The sequence below is a fragment of the Mycobacterium sp. 4D054 genome, from assembly GCF_052245755.1.
In the GTDB taxonomy this organism is placed as follows: domain Bacteria; phylum Actinomycetota; class Actinomycetes; order Mycobacteriales; family Mycobacteriaceae; genus Mycobacterium.
Map to the genome: position 1 here is coordinate 44,756 of NZ_JBQQCF010000029.1, position 24,760 is coordinate 69,515.

Here is a 24,760-nt window from a genome sequence, read left to right on the forward strand (position 1 = left end):
GTCCCACGATATCGTGGGTCCGTGAACTCGCCCGATGAGTCGGCATTGCGGCGGCGTCTCGGATTATTCGACACCGTCACTCTCGGGCTCGGGTCGATGATCGGGGCGGGCATCTTCGTCGCGCTGGCGCCGGCCGCGGCCGCCGCGGGCGACGGGCTGCTCGCCGCGCTCGCTGTCGCCGCCGTGGTCGCCGTCTGCAACGCGATGTCGTCGGCCCGGTTGGCGGCGCGCTACCCGCAGTCGGGCGGCACCTACGTCTACGGCCGGGAACGGCTGGGGCCCTTCTGGGGTCACGCCGCGGGCTGGAGCTTCATCGTCGGCAAGACCGCGTCGTGCGCGGCGATGGCACTGACGGTCGGGGCGTACGTGTGGCCGGCCCACGCCCACGCGGTGGCGGCCGCATCGGTGATCGCGCTGACCGCGCTGAGCTACGCCGGGGTGCAGCGGTCCGCCGCGCTCACCCGCATCATCGTGGCGCTGGTACTGGCGGTGCTGACGGTGGTGGTGGTCGTACTGTTCGGCGCCGGCCACGGGTTTGAGCTGGTGCCCGGTCCCGGCGTCAGCGCCTACGGCGTGCTGCAAGCGGCGGGGCTGCTGTTCTTCGCGTTCGCCGGCTACGCCCGCATCGCCACCCTCGGCGAGGAGGTGCGCGACCCGGCGCGGACGATCCCGCGGGCGGTCGCGCTCGCACTGGCACTCACACTGGCGGTGTACGCGTTGGTGGCGGTCGCCGTGGTCGGTGCACTCGGCGTCGCGGGACTGGCGTCGGCCACCGCGCCCTTGTCGGATGCGGTGCGCGCGGCCGGTTTTCCGGCGCTGGCCCCGGTGGTCGGTGTCGCCGCGGCGGTCGCGGCGACAGGTGCACTGCTGGCGCTGTTGCTCGGGGTGTCGCGCACCGTGCTGGCGATGGCGCGCGACGGGCACCTGCCGATGCGCCTGGCCGCCGTGCATCCGCGGCACGGCACGCCGTACCGTGCCGAGGTCGCCGTCGGGCTGGTCGTCGCGGTGGTCGCCGCGCTGGTCGACGTGCGGGCCGCGATCGGGTTCTCGTCGTTCGGAGTTCTGCTCTACTACGCGATCGCCAACGCGTCGGCATGGACCCTGGGCCACCGCCTGGTGCCTGCCGTCGGCCTGGCCGGCTGTCTGGCCCTGGCATTCACGCTCCCGCCGGCGTCCGTGCTGGCCGGCGCGGTGGTGGTCCTGATCGGCGTGCTCGCCTACTGGACTGGCGGCGCGCACCGTCATGGTGTGTAGTCGCACCGTGGCTTTCCCAATGAAGACGTGGCAGCAGGTGGATTCGCGCTCGGATCCGGATTTCGTCGTCGCACCGGGCGAGCGGCTGAGCTGGCCACGCACGGTCGGCCTCGGCGCCCAGCATGTCGTCGCGATGTTCGGTGCGACGTTCCTGGTGCCGGTGCTCACCGGGTTCCCACCCGCCACGACCCTGTTGTTCTCCGGGGTCGGCACCATCCTGTTCCTGCTGATCACCGGCAACCGGCTGCCCAGCTATCTGGGGTCGAGCTTCTCGGTGATCGCTCCGGTGACGGCGGCGGTGGCGTCGGAGGGCACCGGCAGCGCGCTGGGCGGGATCGTCGCGGTGGGCCTTTTGCTCGTGTTGGTCGGCGGTGTCGTGCACGTGGTGGGTACCCGCTGGCTCGACATCGCGCTGCCTCCCATCGTGACCGGTGCGATCGTCGCGCTGATCGGGTTCAACCTGGCGCCTGCGGCGAAGACCAACTTCGAGCAGGGTCCGCTGCTCGGGTTGGTGACATTGGTGCTGCTCGTCGCCGCGCTGGCATTCTTCCGCGGGATGATCGGCAGGCTCGCGATCTTCGTCGCGGTGGCCGCCGGATACGTGCTGGCGCTGCTGCTCGGCGAGGTGGACACCTCAGGCATCGCGGCCGCGCCCTGGATCGGTCTGCCCGAGTTTCAGACGCCGACGTTCACGCTGTCGGTGCTGCCGATGTTCCTGCCCGCGGTCATCGCGCTGATCGCCGAGAACATCGGGCACGTGAAATCGGTGAGCCAGATGACCAAGACGGACCTCGACCCGTTGATGGGGCGCGCCCTGGCCGCCGACGGTGTCGCGACGACGCTGGCCGGGTTCGGCGGCGGGTCGGCGACGACGACCTACGCGGAGAACATCGGGGTGATGGCGGCGACGCGGGTGTACTCGACGGCCGCGTACTGGGTGGCCGCGCTGGTGGCGGTCGCGTTGTCGCTGTGCCCGAAGGTCGGTGCGGTCATCGTCGCGGTCCCGGCCGGGGTGCTCGGTGGAGCGACGGTGGTGCTCTACGGCCTGGTCGGCATCCTGGGCGTGCGCATCTGGCTGACCAACCAGGTCGACTTCTCCAAGCCGATCAACCAGATGACGGCCGCCATCCCGCTGATCATCGGCATCGCCGACTTCACCTGGAGCGCAGGATCATTGACGTTCACCGGGATCGCGCTGGGTTCGATCGCCGCGTTGCTCATCTACCACGGCATGCGGCTGCTGGGATTCCGGCAGCGCGAGGCTACGGCGTCCGCCGGTCCCGTTGCTCACGGGTAGGCACGCCGTTGACACCCTCGATCGACCGCGCGTAGGTGCCGACGGCGAATGCGACCGACGACGCCATCACCGCGAGAGCCTCGCGGTCGATGTTGTCGATGGTGTCGCCGCGGGTGTGGTAGTTGGGGTCGAAGGGCGCTCCGGCCTTGCCACCCCAGAGTCGGGCCTGCACATCGGTTTTGCGCTGCGACGAGCCGGTGGTGAGGCCGCCGACCGGGATGCCCGCGGCCAGGAACGGCTCGTAGTCGGTGATCCGCTGCAGCGGGATGTCCGCCGGGCGCACCCCCGCCGTATTCAGCCTGGCGGCCAGGGTGCGTTCGATACCCGCCGAACCCATTGGCGCCGGGACGATCTCACCGGTCTGTGCGGACTGGTCGCCGTCATCGGTGAAATATCCGGGATTCGGCGAGCCGAGCATGTCGAAGTTCAGGTACATCGCGATGTCGTCAAGCTGCTCATCACCCAGTGACGCCAAATACTTCTTGGTGCCGTCCATCGACACTTCCTCGGCGCCCCAGAACGCGAAACGCACCGCGTTGGCGGTGTCCGGCGCGCCGCCGAGTTGCAGCGCCGTCTCCAGGACGGCGGCCACGCCGGTGCCGTTGTCGTTGATCCCAGGACCAGAACGGACGCTGTCGAGGTGGGCACCGACCATGACGACGTTGCGGGTGTCGCCGGTTGTGGTCTGGGCGACGACATTCCGGGATTTCGTCATCACCGGCTCGTTGTCCAGAACCAGGGTGACCGGCGATTCGGTGCGGCGCAGCGCGGCGTCCGCGGCCGGGTCGATGACCCCGACCGGGATGGTCAGCTCGGTGTAGTACGCCGTGGTGAACAGCGTCGGCGGTGAGCCGGTCGGCCTCGTCGGGGTGGCCTGGCTGACCACGAGCATGCCGACCGCGCCTTCCTGCAGCGCGACCCGGTGTTTGTCGACGACCGAGCATCCGGTGTCGTCGACGACGGCGATGGCCTTGGCGACCGACACGTCACCGTAGTCGGCGGCCGCGCACCCGGCCGGTCTGCGCGGCCGCAACGTGGGCGCCTTCAGCCCGCCGGGCACGGTGGTGATCAGCAGCGAGGCCTGGTCCACTCGGAAGTCGCGGCCGGCCACCGTCAGGGCGGGACTCCCGCCCTTCGAGCCGGACAGCCGCTCGAACTCCGGGGTCTGCACGTCGAAGCCGTTGTCGCGCAGGAGTTGGGCGACGTAGTCGACACTGGCCTGATAGCCGGGTGTGCCGTCGGCCCGGTTGCCGTCGTGTGCGTCGGCGATGTTCTGAAACTCGACCAGGTGCCGGTAGACCCCGTCGATCGTGACCTTGTCGGCGAGTTCGGGTCCCAGCTGCGGCGCGGGCGGCGGGCTGCCCGGCGCGCACGCCGCGACCAGCGCGCCCACCACGACCACGGCCGCCCACCGGCCGGTCATGGTGTGGTCAGCTTGTGCCGGACGCGGTCCTCGCGCACCGGAATCCCGTTGCGCCCGCGCTGGTCCTGGGCATACAGCCCGACCGCGAAGGCCACGCCGCCGCCGTGGATTTGCAACGCGGTCCTGTCGATGTTTCCGATCGTGTCGGTGGCCTTGTGGTAGTTCGGGTCGAACGGCTGGTCGGCCTCACCGCCCCACAGCTCGGCCTGTTCGGCGGACTTCTTGTCTTCGGCCCCCGAGAACAGGCCTCCCACAGGCACTCCCGCTCTGGTGAAGCCGTCGTAATCGGATCGGCCGTCGAAGGAGGTGTCCTGTCCCGGTTTACCGGCCCGGTCCAGGTAGGCGGTCAGCGTGCGCTCGATGCCGGCCGACCCCTCGGGCACCCGGGGCACGCCCTCACCCGGTCCGGGCCTGGTGGACTGGTTGCCGTCCAGGGTGAAGTAACCCGGGTTCGGGGAACCGATCATGTCGAAGTTGAGGTACAGCGCGATGTCCTTGAGCGCCTCGTCGTCCAGCGACGCCACATAGTCGGTGGAGCCCAGCAGACCTTGCTCCTCGGCGCCCCAGAACCCGAACCGCACCGCGTTGGCCACATCCGGCGAAGTGCCCAGCTGCAGCGCGGTTTCCAGTACCGCGGCCACCCCGGAACCGTTGTCGTTGATCCCGGGCCCCTCCTCGACGCTGTCGAGGTGGGCACCGACCATCACGACGTCGGCGGTCGAGCCGGTCGTGGTCTGGGCGATCACGTTGCGGGTCCGCTCCTGGCGAACCCCGGCGTTCAGGTTGATCACCGTGGTCGCCCCCTGCTGCGCGCGCAGCTGCTCACCGACCTCCTTGCTGACTGAGATGACCGGGATCTTGACGTCGGTGGTTTCGCCGAGGGTGCCGGCACCCATGTCGGGACCGCCCTCGTTGTTGGCGACGATCAGCGCCACCGCACCGCGCTCGGCGGCCACGGCCTGTTTCCCGCCGAACGGGCAGGCGCCGCGGTCGACGAGCACGACCGCGCCCCGGACCGGCAGCCCGTCGTAGTCCTCGGCGGTGCAGCCCGGGGTGTCCTCGGCACGCGCCGCGACCAGCGGACCGGAGACCCCTTCGGGCCCGGTGCCGATCGTGAACTGCAGCGGCCGCGCCTCGGCCTTGCTGCCCGCCACCGTCAGCGACGGCTCCTCGGCCCACGGTATCCGCACCTCGAACTCCGGCGTTTCAACCTGGAAGCCTTTGTCCCGCAGAGCTTTCGCGATGAAGTCGACGCTCGCGTCGTATCCGGGTCTGCCCAGGGCGCGATTGCCGCCGTGTTCGTCGGCGATCTCCTGCAGCCGGTCAAGGTGCGCCATCAGCGCGTCGGCGGTGATCTTGCGCGACAGCGCGTCGGCGAACTCGGTGGCCGCGCCGGTGTCCCGGACCGGCTGGGGCGCCGGGGCGGCGTCGCGTCCGCAGCCCGCGAGGGCCAGCACGGGGACGGCCGCCATGGCCACGAGTCTCGTCCGGATCACGACCCCCACGTTAGCGCGGACCGGTGCGGTCACCGAGAAAGCCCAGAACCGCCGACGCGGTGTCCTCGGGTCGCTCGATCTGGACGAAGTGCCCGGCCCCGGGGATCATGACGACCCTGCTGCCCGGGGGCAGCGCCGCGCCGATCGGTTCGACGTACTCGGCCCGCATCGCGCCGTCCTGCTCGCCATGGACGTGCAGGACCGGCACCCGCGGCATCGCAAAGCAGTGGTGGTGCAACTCGGCATACTTCTGCCCCGGCCGCGACGGCCGCACCAGCGCGCGGTAGTAGCCCACCGCCGCGCGGCGGTGGACCGGGCTGGGCAGCGCGGCCAGCGCGTCGTCCAACTCGGAGCCGGTGTCATGGCCGGCGGGTCCCCAGTCCTGCCACAGCCTCGGAATGACGCGCGACAGAACGCGTTCGGGCAGCTGCGGAAGTTGGAAGAACAGGATGTACCAGCTGTTACGCAGCTGACGCGGCATCATCCGCAGTTGCCGGCCGAGCGAACCGCGCATGCGCCTGACCGCACCGATCGGCGGTACGGCGATCGTAATGTGCTCGGCGAATGGCGATTCCGGGTACGCCGCGAGGGCGCCTGCGGTGAACCCACCCCAGTCGTGGCCGATCAGCACCGCGTCCTCGGGCGCACCGAGCCCGCGGTGCACCGCCAGCGCGTCGTACATCAGCGCACCGATGTGATAGTCGCCGTCGGGCGCGGGTCCGGTCGGCGCGTACCCGCGCGAGAACGGCGCGACCACCCGCATACCGCGTTCGGCCAGCAGCGGAGCCAGCTTTCGCCACCCCCACGCGCTATCGGGGAACCCGTGCAGACACAAGGCGAGCCGACCGTTTGGCGGACCCCAGGCCAGCGCGGTCACCTTCAGGTGCGGCAGATCGAGTTCGAGCGTCTGCGGTGCGGTCACCTGCGCCATGCTAGGCGTCGCGCCGGTTGACGGTGATGACCGCCGCGACGAACACGGCGCCGGCCAGGACCGCAAAGCACACCAGCGAGCCCGCCGGGCCCCACCGCATGACGAACCCCGGGTACAGCCACTGCACGTCGAGGAATCGCAGCGCGTTGCCGAACGGCAGGTAGGGGCCGAGCTGCCAGCCGCGGCCGGGCAGGTTGGCCAGCAGCGGTTCCACCAGCAGAGGCCACAGCAGCAGCACGGTCACCGCACCGGCGGTGTGCCGGAACAACACCGCGACCCCGACTCCGAGCACGGCTGCCGACGCCGCGTACAACGCCACTTTCGCGGCGAAGCCAAGCGTGGCCGGCACCGTCAGCGCGGCCGCGACGCCGGGATCGGCGGTCAGCCGCGCGGCCGACACCGCGCCCAGCACCATGACCGCCGCCCAGGCCGCTGAGAAGACGGCGCTGACAACAGCTTTGGCGCATATCACCAGTGTGCGGCCAGGCGTGGCCAGGAAGGTGAGCACGATCAGCCCGCTGCGGTACTCCCCCGTCACCGTCATCGCCGCGACGATCATCAACACCGGAATGCCGAACACCGCGACTCCGAGCGCCGCCTCGGGCACGGTCAGCCGGGCGTAGCCGGAGGCGACCGAGGTCTGCAGCGCGGCGAGCCCTACGCTCAGCGCGGTGGCCGCCAGGGCCGCCCACAGCGGTGAGCGCAGCGTGGTCAGCTTGATCCGTTCGGCGTCGAGGACGGCGGCGGCGCGCCTCATCGGGACCCTGCCCGGAACTCGGTGGCGTCGTCGGTGGAAGCCAGGTAGGCCTGCTCGAGCGAGACGTGGTGTGCGCTCAGTTCGTGCAGCGCGATCGACTGCGCCGCGGCGACCTCACCGACGGCGTCGGTGGTGGCGTCCCGCACGGTCAGGGCGTCTGGTTCGGCCGCAACGGTGAACCCGGCCGCGGTGAGCGCGGCGTGCAGCTCCGGCAGCCGCGGACTACGCACGCGTACCGTCGCGGCACCGGAGCGCCCGACGAACTCCGACACCGTGGTCGACGCGATCAGCCGGCCCTTGCCGATCACCACCAGCCGATCGGCGGTGTTGGCCATCTCCGAGAGCAGGTGGCTGGACACCAGCACAGTGCGGCCTTCTGCGGCCAGCGTGCGCATCAGGGTGCGGACCCAGTGGATGCCCTCGGGATCGAGGCCGTTGACCGGTTCGTCGAACAGCAGCACCGGCGGATCGCCCAGCAGCGCCGTGGCGATGCCCAGGCGCTGACTCATCCCGAGCGAGAGCGTGCCGGCACGGGAGCCGGCCACCGAGGACAGCCCCACCGTCTCGAGCACCTCGTCGGGACGGCGTCTGCCGAGCACGTTGCTGGCGGCGATCCAGCGCAGATGGTTGCGCACCGTGCGGTTCGGATGGATCTGCCGGGCGTCGAGCAGCGCACCAACGGTGCGCAGCGGGTCACGCAGCCGGCGGTAGGCGCGGCCGTCGATGGTGGCGGTGCCCGAGGTCGGGTGGTCGAGGCCGAGGATGATCCGCATCGTGGTGGTCTTGCCCGCGCCGTTGGGGCCGAGGAACCCGGTCACGACGCCGGGTTCGATCGTGCACGTCAGCCCGTCGACGGCCCGCGTCGAGCCGTAGGTCTTGCTCAGCGCGGTCAGTTCGATCACGCGGCGGCCACCACAAGGTCGGCGACCGCGCGCATGCCCGCGGCGTTGGGATGCAGCGGCGCCGGCCGGCCCGGCACGGGCAGCCCGAATCTGGCAGGCAGGGTGGTCCAGGGCTGCGCTGACCAGGCGTGGTGATCGCGGCTCGCTTCGGCCGCGCGCACCAGGCCGCACCCGCTGGCCCGGGCGGCGTCGGCCGTGAGCTGTTCCAGCGTGTCCGCAATGTGCCTGCCCAGCGTCAGCTCCGCGGCGCGCAGCGGCGGCGCGTCGCCCGTGGCCGGCAGCAGCGTCAGATAGTCCACGAACAATACGGTGGCCCGCGGTGCCCGCCGCCGGATCTCGTGTCCGACCTCGATCAGGGCACTGCCGGCTTCCCGGAGCGCCAGGTAGCGGGCCGCCGGGTCCAGCAGGTCGCGCAACCGGCTGCCGAGCAGCGGCACCGACCGCAGTGCCCGCGGCAGCCCAGCCGCGAAAAGCATCGGGACGTAACCGGCGTCGTTGCCGCCGATCGTCACCGTCACCAGCGACTCGGTGCCGTCGAGCGCGCGGATCTGCGGTGGTGCGCCGTGCTGGGTCTCGCGCAGCACGTGCGCCGTCGTCGCCCCGGAGAAGGTGACGTCGGTCAGGTCCAGACCCAGCGCGTCGGCGACCAGGTGCGGATAGTTGCGCGCCGATCGGCCCGCCGCGCGCGGGGAGCCCGGTGCCCGCGGCCCGATGCCCGGCCCGGCGGCCATCGAACTGCCCAGGGCCACATATCTGTTCACAGGGCCGGGCTGCTCGCCTGCGCCCAGAACCTCTTCGGGATGCGGCCGGCCCGGCGGGCCAGATACCCGGCCCGCACGGCGGCGGCCATCGCCGCGGCCATCGCGGGCGGATCGGCGGCGCGGGTGACGGCGCTGGCCAGCAGCACCGCGTCACAGCCCAATTCCATCGCCAGCGCCGCGTCGCTGGCCGTGCCGATGCCGGCGTCGAGGATCACCGGGACCTCGGCCTGGTCGACGATCATCTCGATGTGGTGCGGGTTCGCGATGCCCAGGCCGGTGCCGATCGGGGAACCGAGCGGCATCACCGCCGCGCAGCCGGTGTCCTCCAGCCGTTTTGCCAGTACCGGGTCGTCGTTGGTGTAGGGCAGCACCACGAACCCATCGTCGACCAGTTGCTCTGCGGCCCTGACCAATTCGAGCGCGTCGGGCAGCAGGGTGCGTTCGTCGGCGATCACCTCGAGTTTGACCCAGTTGGTGTGCAGCGCCTCGCGGGCCAGTTGCGCCGTCATCACCGCTTCGGCGGCTCCGCGGCAACCGGCGGTGTTGGGCAGCGGCGTGATGCCCAACCGCGTCAGCAGATCCAGCACGCCGGTGCCGCCGTCGGCGTCGACGCGGCGCATCGCCACCGTGGTCAGCTCGGTCTCCGAGGCCACCAGCGCCGACTCGAGCACCGCGAGGTTCGCGGCGCCGCCGGTGCCGAGGATCAGCCGGGAGCCGAACTCGCGGCCGGCGATGCTCAGCTTGCCCGCCGAGAAAGAGGTGCACACGTCAGCCACCCTGCACCGCCGTCACCACCTCGACCTTGGCGCCGTCGGAAAGCGCGGTGTCCCACTGCGAGCGCGGGATCACCGACCAGTCCACCGCGACCGCGATCCCCTTCTCGGGGAAGCCGAGGCCGTCCAGTAACGAGGCGATCGTCGTGCTCTCGTCGACTTCCACCGTTTCGTCGTTGACCGTGACCTTCATCGAACCAGTGCTCCTTCCAGCTCGGCGGCGATCGTCTGCGCCGTCCACGGCGCCAACAGGAAACCCGACCGACCGTGCCCCGCGGCGACAAGGGTGCGCTCGTCGACCCTGCCGACAAGCGGCAGGTTGTCGGGCGTCATAGGCCGCAGACCGGCGCCGACCTCGGCGAGCTCGTACTCGCCGAGAGCGGGCATCACCGCGCAGGCGTCGTCGAGCAGATCCCGCACGCCGCTCACCGTGGGCGCGGTGTCGCGGCCGTGTTCGTACTGCGTCGCGCCGACCACGACGCCGTCCGCACGCGGCACCACATAGACCTGACGGCCGTGCACCCGGGCGCGCACCACCAGTTTCGGCACCGGCAGACACCCGCGACGCCAGCGCAACCGCAGCACCTCGCCCTTGACGGGGCGCACCGGCAGCCCGGGCCACAGCGTCGGGGCGTCGATGCCGTTGGCGATCACGACGCTGTCGGCGGCACCGGTCTCGGCCAGCGAAGGCACCGGCGGGGCCCACTGCACGCCGAGCCGTTCGCACTCGGCGGCGAGGCCGGCGACGACGGCGCGGTTGTCGACGGCGAGTTCGGTGTCGGCCACAAAGCCGTGCCGGATACCTTGGGCGAGAAGGGGTTCGATATCACGCGCCGACGTGGTCGGCGTCACCGGGTGACCTTGTTCGGACAACCACCCCGCAACGGTCCTGAGGTCGGCGGCGTCCGCGCGGTCGACGGCGACGACCAGCGACCGGCGCGCGGTGACGACCTCAGGCGGCAGCCCGTCGAGGAAGCCGTCATGCCACAGCTGAAGGGATTCCAGGCCGATCCGCAGCAGTTGTTCCTCGCCGGGCCAGCCCTCGCTGTGCGGGGCGAGCATGCCGCCGGCGACCCAGGACGCGCCGGCCTGCTCGGCACGGTGCACGCGGACCGCCCAGCCGTCCTGCAGCGCCCGCCGTGCCACGGCGAGCCCGATGACACCGCCCCCGACGACGGCAAGCGTCCCGCGGGTCTGGGTGGGCATTCACTGGCTCCCTTCGCCGGCATGACCCGGATCAGGTGTGACGGTAAGAGTCGGCGGACTCACTCTCAGTCCCCGTACCCGGGACTCCCGTGTGGTCGGCTACCAGCCTACGTCGCGCCGGCGCTAGCGTTCGAGTGTGCGTGAACCCCGACTAGCGAGCGCTTCGCTGTACCTGTGCACCGACGCCCGCCGTGATCGCGGCGACCTCGCCGAGTTCGCCGACGCGGCGCTGGCCGGCGGCGTGGACATCATCCAGCTCCGCGACAAGGGGTCGCCGGGCGAGCAGCGGTTCGGGCCGCTGGAGGCGCGCCAGGAGCTCGACGCGCTGCAGGTGCTCGCCGACGCGGCCCGCAGGCACGGGGCGTTGCTCGCGGTCAACGACCGCGCCGACATCGCGCGCGCGGCCGGCGCCGACGTGTTGCACCTCGGTCAGGACGACCTGCCGCTCAGTGTGGCGCGGGAGATCATCGGCGACCGCGTGGTCGGGCGCTCGACGCACGACCTGGACCAGGCGCGGGCCGCGGCGGCCGAAGACGTCGACTACTTCTGCGTCGGGCCGTGCTGGCCGACGCCGACGAAACCGGGCCGACCCGCCCCGGGGCTGGACCTGGTGCGGGCGACCGCCGCGCTGGGCACCGACAAACCGTGGTTCGCGATCGGGGGCATCGACGCCGACCGGCTGCCGGAAGTGCTGGCGGCCGGGGCGCGGCGGGTGGTGGTGGTGCGGGCGATCACCGCGGCCGACGACCCGAAGGCGGCGGCCGAAACGCTGGCCGGAATGCTCAGCGCTGCGGGTTGACCAGCAGCGGGATCGCGGCCGTGACCTCGCGCAGACGCTGCCAGCTCGCGGCGAAGCCGGGATGCAGGGGAAGGTCGGCGACCTCGTCCTCGGCGACCCAGCGCAGCTCCGCGCTCTCCCGGTTGGGGATGGTGTCGAGTTCTTCGGAGGTGTCGGCGATCACCGTGGTGTAGGTCCATCCGGACACCTCGGCGGTGACCACCGTGGTCCGCACGGTCAGTTGCTCCGGAGGCAGCCCGGCCTCTTCGTGCGCCTCCCGCACCGCCGCCTGTTCCGGGGTCTCGTGACTGTCACGGGCACCGCCCGGCAACCCCCACGTGCCGCCCTGGTGACTCCACGGCGCGCGGTGCTGGAGCAGTACGGCGGCCGACCCGTCCGGGCGGGGCGCCCGCAGTAGCAGCCCGGCGGCGCCGTGCCGGCCCCAGTAGGCATTGCCGGTCGCCGACACCACCCAGCCGTCCCCGTCTCCACGCACGCGTTCAGGATAGGGAACGCGTCCGGATTCTTGACACGTGAATCCCCGCACGCCGACCGATGAGCTCTTAGAATTCCCTCATAGAATTCGCGGTAGCTAGAGTTTGTGGCCGAACGACCACCGGAGAGATCGAGACCAGGATGAGGTCCGCGCAGACGTGACTGTGGAGTTGGCGCACCCCTCGACCGAGCCTCTTGCGTCGCGGTCGCCGACAGCTGCGTCTCATCCGCGGTGGTGGTTCCTGTGGACCACGCCCGGACGCATCCTGACCATCGGGCTGGTGCTCGCAGCGCTGGTCGTCGCGAGCGCGTTCGCGACCTCGACCACGATCAACGACCGCCAGCAGGCCCTGACGACGGTGCTCAACCACACCGAGCCGCTGTCGTTCGCGGCCGGGCAGCTCTACACCACGCTGTCGGTCGCCGACGCCGCGGCGGCCACCGCGTTCATCGCCGGCGCCGAGCCGCGGGCGGTGCGGCAACGCTACGAGCAGGCCATCACCGACGCGTCGGTCGCGGTGACACGGGCGTCCAGCGGCCTCACAGAGGAGTCACTGGTCCAGTTGCTGGGCCGGATCAACGCACGGCTGGCCGTGTACACCGGGCTGGTCGAGACGGCCAGGACCAACAACCGTGCCGGAAATCCCGTCGGCTCGTCCTACCTGTCGGAGGCGTCGGCGCTGATGCAGGAGAAGATCCTGCCCGACGCGCAGCGGCTCTACGAGGAGACCTCGGCGCGGGTGGACGCCGAGACCACCGCGTCGACCCGCATCCCGACGCCGGTGATTCTGGTGGTGGTCGCGACTCTGCTGTTCGGGGTGTTCGCCAACCGGTGGCTGGCCAAGCGGACCCGCCGCCGCGTCAACATCGGTTTCGTCGCCGGCGGGCTGGCGGTGCTGATCATGTTGATGTGGGTCGGCACGGCGCTGGTGATCTCGACCGCCGACAGCCGCAGCGCCAAGGAGACCGCGGCCGAATCGCTGAAGACGGTCACCACGCTCGCGATCACCGCGCAGCAGGCGCGAGCGGACGAGACCCTGTCACTGATCCGCCGCGGTGACGAGGACCTGCGGAAGCAGTCCTACTACCAGCGCATCGAGGACATGAAGGAGCAGCTGGCGAGGTATCTGGCACGCGACGACTCGATCGACAAGACCGACCTCGCCGATGCCGCCACACTGCTGGACCGGTGGCGTGCGGCCGACGACCGGATCTCGGCCTACATCGCGGTCGGCAACTACCAGGCCGCGACGCAGGTGGCGCTGGGCACCGGCGAGGACGACTCCACGCCGGCGTTCAACAAGCTCGACGAGGCGCTGAGCAAGGGCATCGAGCAGAGCCGCACCCAGCTGCGCAACGAGATCGTCAACGCCCGTCGGGTGCTGTCCGGCGCGACCGTGGGCGCCGCCGCGCTGTCGGTCGTGGCGGCCGTGGCGGTGGCGCTGGGGATCTGGCCGAGATTGAGCGAGTACCGGTGATGAGCGCTTGCGCGAAGAACAGACAGCAGGTGATGAGCGCGAAAGTCCTGGGCGCGGCGCTGGCGGCGGTGCTGCTGCTGGCCGGGTGCGCGCAGACGTCGCCGGTGGTGCCCACGCCGACCGTGATCCTCGCGCCGCCCACCCCGGCCGGTTTCGAGGAGATGCCGCCGGAGCCGGCGAAGCCGCCGGCCCGGGCCGACGACGACTGCGATCCGAGGGAGAGCCTGCGCCCGTTCGACAACGAGAAGGACGCCGAGAAGGCGGTCGCGAACATCAAGGCGCGCGGACGCCTGATCGTCGGTCTGGACATCGGCAGCAACCTGTTCAGCTTCCGCGACCCGATCACCGGTGAGATCACCGGCTTCGACGTCGACATCGCCGGCGAGATCGCCCGCGACATCTTCGGCACGCCGTCGCAGGTGGAGTACCGCATCCTGGCCTCGGCCGACCGCATCGCCGCGCTGCAGAACAACGAGGTGGACGTCGTGGTCAAAACCATGACGATCACGTGCGAGCGCAAGAAGCTGGTGAACTTCTCCACCGGGTACCTGACCGCCAACCAGCGCATTTTGGCGCCGCGGGATTCGAACATCCGCCAGTCGTCGGACCTGTCCGGCAAGCGGGTCTGCGTGGCCAAGGGCACCACGTCGCTGGAACGGATTCAGCAGATCACGCCGCCGCCGATCATCGTCGGGGTGGTGACCTGGGCCGACTGCCTGGTGGCGCTGCAGCAGCGGCAGGTCGACGCGGTCAGCACCGACGATTCGATCCTGGCCGGGCTGGTGTCCCAGGATCCGTACCTGCACATCGTGGGGCCGTCGCTGAACGAGGAGGTCTACGGCATCGGGATCAATCTGGAGAACACCGCACTGGTGCGTTACGTCAACGGCACGCTGCAGCGCATCCGGAGCGACGGCACCTGGAACACGTTGTACCGCAAGTGGTTGACCGTGCTGGGACCTGCTCCCGGGCCCCCTGTCGCGAGGTACACGGACTGATGGCCGAACACGACGACACCACCTTAGACGGCGATCCGGGTACCCAGCCCGCGAACTTCTCGGACCTGGCCGACGACACGATGTCGACGGCGCGGCCGATGGCGACCCAGGCGGTGTTTCGGCCCAACTTCTTCGACGACGACGATGACGACGACGACGCGCAGTTCCACACCGGGGACACCGAGCCGCAGCTGAACACCACGACGGTGACCCGCTACATGTCGCCGACCCGCAGACTGGGCGGCGGGCTGGTCGAGATCCCGCGGGTCCGGGCCCGGGATCCGTTGGCCGCGTTGATGACCGATCCCGTGGTGGCCGAGTCGAAACGTTTCTGCTGGAACTGCGGCCGGCCCGTGGGCCGATCAACCAAGGATGGCAAGGCCCCCTCCGAAGGCTGGTGCCCGCACTGCGGCAGCGCTTATTCCTTTCTGCCGCAGCTGAATGTCGGCGACATCGTCGCCGACCAGTACGAGATCAAGGGCTGCATCGCCCACGGCGGGCTGGGCTGGGTGTATCTGGCCTTCGACAAGAACGTCAACGACCGCCCGGTGGTGCTCAAGGGACTCGTGCATTCCGGTGACGCCGAGGCGCAGGCGATCGCGATGGCCGAGCGGCAGTTCCTGGCCGAGGTGACCCATCCCGGGATCGTGAAGATCTACAACTTCGTCGAGCACGACGACAAGCACGGCAACCCGGTCGGCTACATCGTTATGGAGTACGTGGGCGGGACGTCGCTCAAACAGGCCACCCACCACCGCAAGACCGAACGGACGCTGCTGCCCGTCGCCGAGGCGATCGGCTTCATGCTCGAAATCCTGCCCGCCCTGGGCTATCTGCACTCGCTGGGCCTGGTGTACAACGACCTCAAACCCGAGAACATCATGGTGACCGAGGACCAGCTCAAGCTGATCGACCTGGGCGCGGTGTCTCGGATCAACTCCTTCGGATACCTGTACGGCACACCGGGTTACCAGGCCCCGGAGATCGTCCGGACCGGCCCGACGGTGGCCACGGACATCTACACGGTGGGTCGCACGCTGGCCGCGCTGACACTGAAGCTGCGCACCCGCAAGGGCCGTTACGTCGACGGACTGCCCGAGGACGATCCGGTGCTGCGCGAGTACGACTCGTTCGGCCGGCTGCTGCGGCGCGCGATCGACCCCGATCCGCGGCGGCGGTTCCAGAGCGCCGAGGAGATGTCCAGCCAGCTGATGGGTGTGCTGCGCGAGGTGGTGGCCAAGGACACCGGGGTGCCCCGGCCCGGTCTGTCGACCACCTTCAGCCCGTCACGCTCGACGTTCGGGGTGGATCTGCTGGTCGCCCACACCGATGTGTACCTCGACGGTCAGGTGCACTCGGAGAAGCTGACCGCCCAGGAGATCGTCCGGGCTCTCCAGGTGCCGCTGGTCGACCCCACCGATGTCGGGGCGACCGTGCTGTCGGCGACGCTGCTGAGCCAACCGGTGCAGACGCTGGACTCGTTGCGCGCCGCCCGACACGGCGCGCTGGACTCCGACGGCATCGACCTGAGCGAGTCGGTGGAGTTGCCGCTCATGGAGGTCCGCGCGCTGTTGGATCTCGGTGACGTCGCCAAGGCCACCCGCAAGCTCGACGAACTCGCCGAGCGGATCGGATGGCGCTGGCGGCTGGTCTGGTTCCGGGCCGTGTCGGAGCTGCTGACCGCCGATTATGACTCCGCCACAAAGCACTTCACCGAAGTGCTGGACACCCTGCCCGGCGAGCTGGCCCCGAAGCTGGCGCTGGCCGCCACCGCCGAACTGGCCGGCACCGCGGACGAGCGCAAGTTCTATGACACCGTCTGGTCCACCGACCACGGGGTGATCTCCGCCGGTTTCGGATTGGCCCGTGCGCAGTCGGCTGCTGGAGACCGGGACGCCGCGGTCCGCACACTCGACGAAGTACCTGCCACCTCAAGACATTTCACCACCGCCCGGTTGACCAGCGCGGTCACGCTGCTGTCCGGTCGGTCCAGCGGTGAGATCACCGAACAGCACATCCGTGACGCCGCGCGCCGGGTGGAGGCGCTGCCCGACACCGAACCCAGGGTGCTGCAGATCCGGGCGCTGGTGCTGGGCACGGCGATGGACTGGCTGGCGGACAACACCGCCAGCACCAACCACATTCTGGGCTTCCCGTTCACCGAGCACGGGTTGCAGCTCGGGGTCGAGGCCTCGTTGCGGAGCCTGGCCCGCGTGGCGCCCACCCAGGCCCACCGGTACGCGTTGGTCGACCTGGCCAACAGCGTGCGCCCGATGTCGACGTTCTGATCCGGCACCGCCCGGCACCGCTCCGGCAACTACGGAATCCGTTGCTGGAGGTCCAGATATTGACGCCTTCGCCGGTTGCCGCGACTCGGCAGTACTGACATATGGCCAAACGTGCTGGTTAACGCACATACATGTGATTCACAACGACATATGGTCAGCCCACTGATTCCGTAGTATCGTGGCGCCACTACCAGGTGACTTCATCGGCGCAGCTTTGAGACCCAGGGCCTGCCACCTGACTTCGACTTCGTCCAGGGGAGTCCACATGTCCGCACCAGATCCACTGCCGGCCCCCAGCACACAGCGGTTCTTCCGGCCGGATCCCACCTCGTTCGAACTGCGCGAGGAACACCACCGGGCCACGTTCTCCGCCTGCGAGCTGCCACCGTCGAGCGTCCTGGTGACGATCCACGGAGAGATCGACGCCGTCAACAGCATGGCGCTCGCGTGCTACGTGGAGAAGCGTCTGGCGGGGGCCCGCAAGCTGATCCTGGACCTGCAGACCGTCGAGTTCTTCGCGGCCTCCGGCTTCGCCGCACTGTCGAACATCAACGTCGTCTGTGCCCGAAGCGGCGTTCGCTGGAGACTGCTCGCGGGAACTCACGTCCGCCGCCTGCTCCGGATCTGCGATCCGCAACGTGAGCTACCCGTCGCCGAGCCCAGCGCCAAGTACTCCCGCACACGCCCGAGCAATCGCCAACTCCTCGTTGGTGGGTATAACTAGCACCGCCGTCGGCGCCCCCTCCGGGGAAATTCGCCTGGCCGTCCGGGCCGGGCTCTCGTTGAGGTGCTCGTCGAGTTCGATGCCGAACGCCGTCAGACCGGAGAGCGCGTCGCGCCGGACCGCCGCGTCGTTCTCGCCGACGCCGGCCGTGAACGTGATGACATCGGCCGAACCCAGTACCGCCAGGTAGGCGCCGATGTACTTGCGCAGCCGGTGGATGTACACCTCGTAGGCCAGTTGCGCTGCGGGGTTACCGGACTCGATCTTGCGGTGCAGTTCCCTGAAGTCGACCTCACCGCCGAGACCGCGCACCCCGGAATGCCTGTTCAGCATCGTCTCGATGTCCTCGACCTTCATCCCGGCCGTGCGCCACAGGTAGAAGATCACGCCGGGATCCACGTCACCGGACCGGGTTCCCATCACCAGTCCCTCCATCGGGGTCAGCCCCATGGAGGTCTCGACCGGCCTTCCCCCGACGATCGCCGACGCCGATGCGCCGTTGCCGAGGTGCAGCACGATCTGGCTCAGCGAGTCCAGCGGCTCACCAAGGAACTCGGCGGCCCGTTCGCTGGCGTACTGGTGCGACGTGCCGTGGAACCCGTAGCGGCGGATGCGCCAGGACTCGGCGACGTCCGCGTCGATCGCGTAGGTGGCCGCCGCAGGCGGCAGGTCGTGAAAGAACGCGGTATCGAACACCGCGACGTGGGGCAGGTCCGGCAGCGCCTGGCGGGCCACCTCGATTCCCAGGATGGCCGGCGGATTGTGCAGCGGCGCAAGGGCGGACAGTTCCTGTAGGCGGGTGATGGTTTGGTCGTCGATGACGGTGGGCTGATAGAGGTCAGGACCGCCGTGCACGACGCGGTGCCCGACCGCGACCAGCCCGAGCTCATCGAGGTGGTGGCCGTCAGAGGCCAGCGACTCGAACACCACCTGCATCGCCGCGGCATGGTCGGTGACCCGCTCGACGATGCCGTCCGCGACGAGCGCACCTGAATCCGGTTCCACCACAGCGTATTTCACCGACGACGAACCGGTGTTAAGCACCAGCACCGAGCGTGTCATCGCCAGTCACCCCTGCGCCTGGATCGCGGTGATGGCCACCGTGTTGACGATGTCCTCGACCAGCGCGCCACGGGACAGGTCGTTGACCGGCTTGTTCAAACCCTGCAGCACCGGTCCGATCGCGATGGCGCCGGCGCTGCGCTGCACCGCCTTGTAGGTATTGTTGCCGGTGTTGAGGTCGGGAAAGATCAACACGGTGGCGTGGCCGGCCACCTTCGAGTCGGGCATCTTGGTCTCGGCCACCGACGGTTCCACCGCGGCGTCATACTGGATCGGCCCCTCCACCAGTAGCTCGGGCGCCCGGGATCGCACGAGTTCGGTTGCCTTACGCACCTTTTCGACTTCTTCGCCGGCACCTGAGGTGCCGGTCGAGTACGACAGCATCGCCACCTTCGGCTCGATGCCGAACTGTGCGGCGGTACGCGCCGACGAGATCGCGATGTCGGCGAGCTGCTCGGCGGTGGGATCGGGCACGATGGCGCAGTCGCCGTAGGCGAGCACCTCGTCGGCCAGGCACATGAGGAAGATGCTGGACACCGTGGAGACATCGGGCTGGGTCTTGATGATCTCGAAGGCCGGGCGCACCGTGTGCGCCGTGGTGTGCCGCGCACCGGACACCATGCCGTCGACGATGTCGTTGTGCACCAGCATCGTGCCGAAATACGACACGTCGTGCATGATCTCGCGGGCCTGCTCCACCGTCACGCCCTTGTGCGCACGGAGCTTCGCATACTGCTCGGCGAACCGGTCACACAGGTCGCTTGTCCGGGGGTCGAGCACGGCCGCGTCCGACAGATCCACGCCGAGTTCAGCTGCCCGGGACCGGATCTGGGCTTCGTCGCCGAGGATGGTGAGGTCGGCGACACTGCGGTCCAGCAGTCTGCCGGCAGCCTTGAGGATGCGGTCGTCGTCGCCCTCGGGCAGCACGATGCGCTTGCGGTCCGCCCGTGCCTGGTCGAGCAACTGATAGGTGAACATCTGCGGGGTGACCACCGACGGGATCGGAAGGGCCAGCTGCGCCAACAGCTCCGCGGTGTCGACGTGGGTCTCCATCAAGGTCAGCGCGGTGTCGATCTTGCGGTGCGACTTCGAGGTGACCCGGCCGCGGGTGGCCGCCACCCGGCTCGCGGTCTCGAAGGTGCCGAATCCGGTCTCGATGATCGGCACCCGCAAGCCCAGTCCCGACACCAGCGATCCGATCGCCGGGTGCAGAGTCAGCCCGCCGTTGAGTATCACCGTCGACAGCGACGGAAAGCCTTCTGCGGCATGCGCGCTGAGCACGGCCAGCACCACGTCGGAGCGGTCCCCCGGCGTGATCACCGCGATGCCCTCAGTGAGTCGTTCCAGCACATGCTCGGCCGTCATACCCGCGACGAGCACGTCGAGCACCTCGCGGTCGAGCAGCGCCGAATCCCCCTGCACCTGGGTGCCATCGACCGCGTCCCGCAGCTCGGCCACCGACGGGGCCACCAGCAGCGGCTCCTCGGGCAGCACGTAACTGCGCGGCTCGACCGCGGTGAGCGCCTCGGCCACCGCGGTCATCTGCGTCGGCTCACAGCGGTTGGCCACCACCGCGGCGGTGTGGGCGTGTTGCGCGGCGATCTCGTCGATGCAGACCTCGGCCACCTGGACGACCTGCTCGGGGGTGCGGTCCTTGGCCTTGATCGCGAGCACCACCGGCGCACCGAGATTGGCCGCGATGCGCGCATTGGTGGACAGCTCGCTCGGCGCGGCCACGTCGGTGTAGTCGCTGCCGACGATCAGCACCGCGTCGCTGCGGTCCGCGACACGGTGGAACCGGTCCACGATGTCGGCCAGCGCGGCCTCGGGGTCGTCGTGCAGCTGCTGATAGCCCACACCCACGCAGTCCTCGTACGGCAGCTCCGCGGTCGTGTGATCGAGCAGCAACTCCAGGATGTAGTCCCGGTCCTCACCGGTCCTGGTGATCGGCCGGAACACCGCGACCCTCGGCACCGTGGCGGCGAGCCGGTGCAGTATGCCCAGCGCGATGGTCGATTTTCCGGTGTCGCCCTCCGGCGACGCGAGGTAGATCGAGGAGGTTGCTCCCGTCGAGGCGTCAGGCACGGGTCAAAGCCTGCCTGTCAACTGGCTGTCATGTCCACCGGCACCTGCAGGGTGGCCACCAGACCGCGGTGGTCGGCGCCCGGCACGGTCACCGTGGTGGCGCCGACGGTGGAGCAGTTCTTGGTCAGGACGTGATCGATGCCGAGCAGCGGCGGGCGCATTCCGCGGCCGGGATAGGTGCGGACCAGGCCGGCTCCCGCGTCGGCACCGGCGTCGCCGTAGCCCTCGTCCAGAAGGCGGCGGAACGGCGCCATGTCGGAGGTGGCGTTGAAGTCCCCGGCGACGATCACCGCGCCCGCGCCCGCCGTGCGGCCGACGTCGCGCAGGGTCTCGGGCAGGCGGGCGATGTCGTCGCGCCACCCGTCTATGGGCGCCGGCCAGGGACCGGGCAGGTGTATCGACAGCACGGTGGCGTCGACACGCACGCCAGGGATCCGGATCCGCGACCCGACCATCGGCATCGTGTAGCCGTCGATGCGGCCGGAGTGCACGATCGGATACCGGCTCCAGATCCCGATGCCGGAGGCGTTGCGGGCCGGCAGGATCACCCGGTACGGAAAGACCCCGTCCATACCCGCCGCCGACAACCCGTCCGCGGATTGCTGCGTCAACTCCTGCACCGCGACGATGTCGGCGACGTTCCGGGCCAGCGTGGCGAATGCAGCCGGATCAGCCTGCCCGAGATAGAGATTCGCGGTCAGCACGCGCACGTCGACCGCCGCGGTTTCGGGAGCCGCCGAACTCAGGTACCGCGGCACGTACATCCACATCAACGCGACGGTCAGCGCGACCGAGACCAGGGTGAGCAGCCACCGCCTGCCGACGGCAAGCAACAGCATCGCCGCCGGCGCCGCGAGCGCCAGGTAGGGCGCCGCGGCGGCGACGATCAGCATGGGGTGCCCGGTGATGGGCAGGTAGCGGGCGGCGAGGCCTACCACCGCGGCGGCCAGGGCGCCCACGCCCAGCACCGTCGCAGGAATGCGGATCATGCGCGGTGCCGCTGCTCAGCCGAGCTTGCGCAGCCTCGGTTCCAGGTCGCGCTGGAACAGTTCCAGGAACCGCCTCTGGTCGTGCCCGGGCGCATGGAACACCAGATGGTTGAGGCCCCAGTCGACGTAGTCCTTGACCTTGGCGACGGCCTCGTCCGGGTCGGACGCGACGATCCACCGCTTGGCGACCTGCTCGATCGGCAGTGCGTCGGCGGCCTTCTCCATCTCGATCGGATCGTCGATCGAGTGCTTCTGCTCGGCGGTCAACGACAGCGGGGCCCAGAACCGGGTGTTCTCCAGCGCCAGTTCGGGGTCGGTGTCATAGGAGATCTTGATCTCGATCATCCGGTCGATGTCATCGGGGTTCTTGCCGGCCGCCTCGGCGCCTTCCCGCATCGCCGGGATCAGCTTCTCCTTGTAGAGCTCCTCGCCCTTACCGGAGGTGCAGATGAAGCCGTCGCCGGCGCGGCCGGCGTACTTGGCGACCTGCGGCCCGCCCGCGGCGATGTAGATCGGGATACCGCCCTCGGGCACGTCGTAGATCGAGGCTCCCTTGGTCTTGTAGTACTGGCCCTCGAAATCGACCCGGTCGCCGAGCCACAGTTCGCGCATCAGCTGCACCGCTTCGCGCAGCCGCGCGAAGCGCTCCTTGAAATCGGGCCACTGGCCCTCGTAGCCGGTGGCGATCTCGTTGAGTGCCTCGCCGGTGCCCACCCCGAGGAAGATCCGGTTCGGGTACAGGCACCCCATCGTCGCGAAGGCCTGGGCGATGACCGCCGGGTTGTACCGGAAGGTGGGGGTGAGCACCGACGTGCCCAGCACCAGCCGCTGGGTGCGCTCCCCCACCGCGGTCATCCACGCCAGCGAGAACGGGGCGTGCCCGCCCTTGTGCCGCCACGGCTGGAAGTGATCGCTGACCGTCGCGCTGTCCATGCCGTACTCCTCGGCCGCGACACCGAGTTCGACCAGTTCCCGCGGGGCGAACTGCTCCGCCGACGCCTTGTAGCCCAGTTTGAGTTCAGCCATAACTATGTTTCTACACTCGCCTGATGGCACCGGTACTGACGGCCGTCACCGACCGCGTCCACTTCGCCCAGACCGACCTGGTGAACTGGACCCTGGTCACCGGAGGTTCCGGCTCCCGGGAGGGCGTGGTGCTGATCGACGCCGGATTTCCGGGCAGCCGTCAGGATGTGCTGGATTCACTGGGACAGCTGGGGTTCGGGCCGGCCGACGTCCGCGCGATTCTGTTGACCCACGCGCACATCGACCATCTCGGGTCGGCCATCTGGTTCGCCCGTGAGCACGGCACCCCGGTGTACTGCCACGCCGACGAGGTCGGCCACTCCAAACGCGAGTATCTCGAGCAGGCCTCACCGCTGGCTGTCGCCGCGCAGGCGTGGCGGCCCAGGTGGCTGGCCTGGTCGGTGGCGATCATCCGCAAGGGCGGACTCGACCACTCCGGCATCCCCACCACCGCCACGCTGACCGAGGACGTCGCGGCGGGGCTGCCCGGCGCCCCCCGGTGCGTCCCGACTCCCGGGCACACCGGCGGGCACTGCTCCTACCTGGTCGACGGCGTGCTGATCAGCGGGGACGCCCTGGTGACCGGTCACCCGGTGTCCACGCGGCAGGGCCCGCAGCTGCTGCCGTCGGTGTTCAACCACGACGAGGACGCGTGCCGGCGCAGCCTCGAGGCGCTCGGCATGCTCGACACCGAGGTGCTGCTGCCCGGGCACGGGCCGGTGTGGCGGGGACGGGTCAGGGATGCGGTGAAGCAGGCGGCCACGGCGCAGCCGTGAATTCAGGAGCACGGCGCAGCCGTGAATTCAGGACCACGGCGAGCCGTGAATTCAGGACCACGGCGAGCCGTGAATTCAGGCCAGCGTCAGAGCAGTCCGAGCTGCCGATAGATGTCCGGGAGTAGGGCCTGCGCTTCGGGAAGCCAGAAGATTCCGGCCCAGGCGTGGAGTTGATCCTTCCGCAAGACGAACGTGACATCCGATCCCTTCGTCGCGATCGCCTTGTCCTGCAGGACCAGGACGTCCGGGGCGAGCAGATCGAGACTTCCGGAGTAGATCGCGGTCGGCGGCAGGCCCGCCAGCGATCCGTACAACGGGCTCACCAACGGGTCTGTCAGCTCCAGGTCCCCGGCCCACTGCTGGGCTCTGCGCACGGTGGTCGACGTCAGAATCGGATCGTCGACGAACTGGATCGCCGGGTTGCTCACCGTCAGATCCAGTGCGGGCGAGGACAGCACCATGTGCGACGGGACCTGATCGCCGCGACGCACCAGTTCCTGTACAGCGGTCAGAGCGATGCCGCCTCCCGCGGATGTACCTGTGACGCTGACATTTCGGGCGCCGTGTTGCTCGATCTCGTTCGAGATGAGGTCGGCGATGACGGGGACCACTGTGCGCGCGGTGCCGCCCGGCGCCAACGGGTAGAGGGGCATCAGGACTGTCGCGCCGGTGTCACGGGCCCACGAGGCGTACTGGAGCCATTCGAAGACGGTGGGTTTGACGACGTAGGCGCCGCCGTGCACGGCGACCACATACTTGCCGGACGGTCGGGGCGGACCCAGGGCGACTACCGGCATCCCGTCGAACTCGCTGCGCCGAACCTTCACGCCGATCGTGGTGAACCACGGTGGCGACTCGCTGGCGATCAGCGGCCCGATGTCGGTGACGAAGTCCAGTCCCAGAACGCCGGTGACCGCACGGATCACCCGGAACACGGCCGTGGTGACCTTCGATGCCGCCGAGGGTTCCCCTGTGAACGACGCCGGTACGGCAGGGGCGGTCTTTCCATCCGCATCCTGCTCGATCTCGGTGGTCGTCCGGCTGAACTGCAGGTGCTGCCTGCTTGACATCCGCTCGGTGTCGCGGCCGACCGAGGTCACCAGTGTCAGCAGCGCCGGATGGGTGCCGGCCGGGCCTGTTGCCTCATGTCAAGATGCGCGCGAAGGCTGATTCGTTGCCTCACGTGAACGTGCGCGCTTGGTGACTGGGGCCTTAGTGGCGGGACCAGCTTTGCTGGTGGTGATCGTCAAGAGCTGGGCGG

The 24,760-nt window shown here is 69.7% G+C and carries 23 protein-coding genes; 8 read left to right on the forward strand and 15 right to left on the reverse strand.

Annotation, left to right across the window (positions count from 1 at the left end; genetic code table 11):
- Positions 1-21 precede the first annotated feature (21 nt).
- Both ACTWP6_RS20005 and ACTWP6_RS20010 read left to right on the forward strand, forming a co-directional pair.
- A complete protein-coding gene (locus tag ACTWP6_RS20005; RefSeq protein WP_396884985.1) occupies positions 22-1,254 on the forward strand; it encodes an APC family permease in 1,233 nt (410 codons plus the stop codon).
- 19 nt (positions 1,255-1,273) lie between these two features.
- Positions 1,274-2,551, forward strand: a complete 1,278-nt coding sequence (locus ACTWP6_RS20010) for a uracil-xanthine permease family protein (protein WP_443188598.1) — start codon at positions 1,274-1,276, stop codon at positions 2,549-2,551.
- Here the strand turns inward: ACTWP6_RS20010 and ACTWP6_RS20015 are convergent.
- From ACTWP6_RS20015 to thiO, 9 genes are read right to left on the reverse strand one after another with little or no spacing between them, the layout of a single operon-like run.
- Entirely contained in the window at positions 2,517-3,974 is a 1,458-nt protein-coding gene (locus ACTWP6_RS20015) for a M20/M25/M40 family metallo-hydrolase (RefSeq protein WP_443188587.1), read from the reverse strand. The two genes, ACTWP6_RS20010 and ACTWP6_RS20015, sit on opposite strands and share 35 nt — an antisense overlap.
- Positions 3,971-5,446 carry a M28 family metallopeptidase gene (locus ACTWP6_RS20020; RefSeq protein ID WP_260756727.1) on the reverse strand — a complete coding sequence of 492 codons (1,476 nt, stop codon included), beginning with the start codon at positions 5,444-5,446 and terminating at the stop codon, positions 3,971-3,973. The genes ACTWP6_RS20015 and ACTWP6_RS20020 overlap by 4 nt, the downstream gene beginning before the upstream one ends.
- 34 nt (positions 5,447-5,480) lie before the next feature.
- A complete protein-coding gene (locus ACTWP6_RS20025) occupies positions 5,481-6,392 on the reverse strand; it encodes an alpha/beta fold hydrolase (protein WP_260756726.1) in 912 nt (303 codons plus the stop codon).
- Between the two features lie 10 nt (positions 6,393-6,402).
- Positions 6,403-7,158 (reverse strand): ABC transporter permease, encoded by a 756-nt coding sequence (locus ACTWP6_RS20030; protein ID WP_443188588.1) that lies wholly within the window; start codon positions 7,156-7,158, stop codon positions 6,403-6,405.
- A complete protein-coding gene (locus ACTWP6_RS20035; protein ID WP_443188589.1) occupies positions 7,155-8,060 on the reverse strand; it encodes an ATP-binding cassette domain-containing protein in 906 nt (301 codons plus the stop codon). Before ACTWP6_RS20035 ends, ACTWP6_RS20030 begins: the two co-directional genes overlap by 4 nt.
- A complete protein-coding gene (locus ACTWP6_RS20040; protein WP_260756723.1) occupies positions 8,057-8,821 on the reverse strand; it encodes an SGNH/GDSL hydrolase family protein in 765 nt (254 codons plus the stop codon). The genes ACTWP6_RS20035 and ACTWP6_RS20040 overlap by 4 nt, the downstream gene beginning before the upstream one ends.
- Entirely contained in the window at positions 8,818-9,588 is a 771-nt protein-coding gene (locus ACTWP6_RS20045) for a thiazole synthase (RefSeq protein WP_443188590.1), read from the reverse strand. Before ACTWP6_RS20045 ends, ACTWP6_RS20040 begins: the two co-directional genes overlap by 4 nt.
- 1 nt (position 9,589) lies before the next feature.
- On the reverse strand, positions 9,590-9,787 hold the full coding sequence (thiS, locus tag ACTWP6_RS20050) for a sulfur carrier protein ThiS (protein ID WP_260756722.1): 198 nt from the start codon (positions 9,785-9,787) through the stop codon (positions 9,590-9,592).
- Entirely contained in the window at positions 9,784-10,800 is a 1,017-nt protein-coding gene (gene thiO / locus ACTWP6_RS20055) for a glycine oxidase ThiO (RefSeq protein ID WP_260756721.1), read from the reverse strand. Before thiO ends, thiS begins: the two co-directional genes overlap by 4 nt.
- Positions 10,801-10,936: 136 nt before the next feature.
- On the opposite strand from thiO, the gene thiE reads away from it, so the two are divergent.
- Positions 10,937-11,599 carry a thiamine phosphate synthase gene (thiE, locus tag ACTWP6_RS20060; protein WP_443188591.1) on the forward strand — a complete coding sequence of 221 codons (663 nt, stop codon included), beginning with the start codon at positions 10,937-10,939 and terminating at the stop codon, positions 11,597-11,599.
- Here the strand turns inward: thiE and ACTWP6_RS20065 are convergent.
- Entirely contained in the window at positions 11,583-12,074 is a 492-nt protein-coding gene (locus ACTWP6_RS20065) for an NUDIX hydrolase (RefSeq protein WP_260756719.1), read from the reverse strand. The genes thiE and ACTWP6_RS20065 overlap by 17 nt on opposite strands.
- Positions 12,075-12,231: 157 nt before the next feature.
- Between ACTWP6_RS20065 and glnX the strand changes: the two genes are divergently transcribed.
- The 4 genes from glnX (at position 12,232) to ACTWP6_RS20085 (ending at position 17,561) form a co-directional block, all read left to right on the forward strand.
- A complete protein-coding gene (glnX, locus tag ACTWP6_RS20070) occupies positions 12,232-13,551 on the forward strand; it encodes a protein kinase G-activating protein GlnX (RefSeq protein ID WP_260756718.1) in 1,320 nt (439 codons plus the stop codon).
- Positions 13,551-14,549: a glutamate ABC transporter substrate-binding protein gene (locus tag ACTWP6_RS20075; protein WP_443188592.1), complete on the forward strand. Its 999-nt coding sequence runs from the start codon at positions 13,551-13,553 to the stop codon at positions 14,547-14,549. Before glnX ends, ACTWP6_RS20075 begins: the two co-directional genes overlap by 1 nt.
- A complete protein-coding gene (locus tag ACTWP6_RS20080) occupies positions 14,549-16,837 on the forward strand; it encodes a serine/threonine-protein kinase PknG (RefSeq protein WP_260756716.1) in 2,289 nt (762 codons plus the stop codon). The genes ACTWP6_RS20075 and ACTWP6_RS20080 overlap by 1 nt, the downstream gene beginning before the upstream one ends.
- A 265-nt stretch (positions 16,838-17,102) precedes the next feature.
- Positions 17,103-17,561 carry an STAS domain-containing protein gene (locus ACTWP6_RS20085; protein WP_260756715.1) on the forward strand — a complete coding sequence of 153 codons (459 nt, stop codon included), beginning with the start codon at positions 17,103-17,105 and terminating at the stop codon, positions 17,559-17,561.
- On the opposite strand, the gene ACTWP6_RS20090 is transcribed toward ACTWP6_RS20085, so the two are convergent.
- The 4 genes from ACTWP6_RS20090 to fgd are packed head-to-tail and all read right to left on the reverse strand — an operon-like array spanning position 17,481 to position 22,723.
- The gene (locus ACTWP6_RS20090) at positions 17,481-18,623 is read right to left on the reverse strand and encodes an acetate kinase (RefSeq protein WP_443188593.1); all 1,143 of its coding nucleotides are present in this window, start codon (positions 18,621-18,623) and stop codon (positions 17,481-17,483) included. The two genes, ACTWP6_RS20085 and ACTWP6_RS20090, sit on opposite strands and share 81 nt — an antisense overlap.
- 6 nt (positions 18,624-18,629) lie before the next feature.
- Entirely contained in the window at positions 18,630-20,708 is a 2,079-nt protein-coding gene (gene pta / locus ACTWP6_RS20095) for a phosphate acetyltransferase (protein ID WP_443188594.1), read from the reverse strand.
- Between the two features lie 17 nt (positions 20,709-20,725).
- A complete protein-coding gene (locus tag ACTWP6_RS20100; RefSeq protein ID WP_260756712.1) occupies positions 20,726-21,697 on the reverse strand; it encodes an endonuclease/exonuclease/phosphatase family protein in 972 nt (323 codons plus the stop codon).
- A 15-nt stretch (positions 21,698-21,712) separates the two neighbouring features.
- Positions 21,713-22,723 (reverse strand): glucose-6-phosphate dehydrogenase (coenzyme-F420), encoded by a 1,011-nt coding sequence (fgd, locus tag ACTWP6_RS20105; protein WP_260756711.1) that lies wholly within the window; start codon positions 22,721-22,723, stop codon positions 21,713-21,715.
- Positions 22,724-22,746: 23 nt separating this feature from the next.
- Here fgd and ACTWP6_RS20110 point away from each other — a divergent pair, with 23 nt between their 5' ends.
- The gene (locus ACTWP6_RS20110) at positions 22,747-23,499 is read left to right on the forward strand and encodes an MBL fold metallo-hydrolase (RefSeq protein WP_260756710.1); all 753 of its coding nucleotides are present in this window, start codon (positions 22,747-22,749) and stop codon (positions 23,497-23,499) included.
- An 86-nt stretch (positions 23,500-23,585) separates the two neighbouring features.
- On the opposite strand, the gene ACTWP6_RS20115 is transcribed toward ACTWP6_RS20110, so the two are convergent.
- Complete coding sequence (locus ACTWP6_RS20115) at positions 23,586-24,599, reverse strand: alpha/beta hydrolase fold domain-containing protein (protein WP_443188595.1); 1,014 nt, start codon at positions 24,597-24,599, stop codon at positions 23,586-23,588.
- Between the last annotated feature and the right edge of the window lie 161 nt (positions 24,600-24,760).

What these genes read in the sequence shown, in the direction of transcription:
- ACTWP6_RS20010 (WP_443188598.1), top strand. Translation starts at nt 1,274, where the DNA reads ATGAAGACGTGGCAGCAGGTGGATTCGCGCTCGGATCCGGATTTCGTC.
- ACTWP6_RS20015 (WP_443188587.1), bottom strand. Translation starts at nt 3,974, where the DNA reads ATGACCGGCCGGTGGGCGGCCGTGGTCGTGGTGGGCGCGCTGGTCGCG.
- ACTWP6_RS20020 (WP_260756727.1), bottom strand. Translation starts at nt 5,446, where the DNA reads ATGGCGGCCGTCCCCGTGCTGGCCCTCGCGGGCTGCGGACGCGACGCC.
- ACTWP6_RS20030 (WP_443188588.1), bottom strand. Translation starts at nt 7,158, where the DNA reads ATGAGGCGCGCCGCCGCCGTCCTCGACGCCGAACGGATCAAGCTGACC.
- thiS (WP_260756722.1), bottom strand. Translation starts at nt 9,787, where the DNA reads ATGAAGGTCACGGTCAACGACGAAACGGTGGAAGTCGACGAGAGCACG.
- thiO (WP_260756721.1), bottom strand. Translation starts at nt 10,800, where the DNA reads ATGCCCACCCAGACCCGCGGGACGCTTGCCGTCGTCGGGGGCGGTGTC.
- ACTWP6_RS20075 (WP_443188592.1), top strand. Translation starts at nt 13,551, where the DNA reads ATGAGCGCTTGCGCGAAGAACAGACAGCAGGTGATGAGCGCGAAAGTC.
- ACTWP6_RS20080 (WP_260756716.1), top strand. Translation starts at nt 14,549, where the DNA reads ATGGCCGAACACGACGACACCACCTTAGACGGCGATCCGGGTACCCAG.
- ACTWP6_RS20085 (WP_260756715.1), top strand. Translation starts at nt 17,103, where the DNA reads ATGTCCGCACCAGATCCACTGCCGGCCCCCAGCACACAGCGGTTCTTC.
- ACTWP6_RS20090 (WP_443188593.1), bottom strand. Translation starts at nt 18,623, where the DNA reads ATGACACGCTCGGTGCTGGTGCTTAACACCGGTTCGTCGTCGGTGAAA.
- ACTWP6_RS20100 (WP_260756712.1), bottom strand. Translation starts at nt 21,697, where the DNA reads ATGATCCGCATTCCTGCGACGGTGCTGGGCGTGGGCGCCCTGGCCGCC.
- fgd (WP_260756711.1), bottom strand. Translation starts at nt 22,723, where the DNA reads ATGGCTGAACTCAAACTGGGCTACAAGGCGTCGGCGGAGCAGTTCGCC.
- ACTWP6_RS20110 (WP_260756710.1), top strand. Translation starts at nt 22,747, where the DNA reads ATGGCACCGGTACTGACGGCCGTCACCGACCGCGTCCACTTCGCCCAG.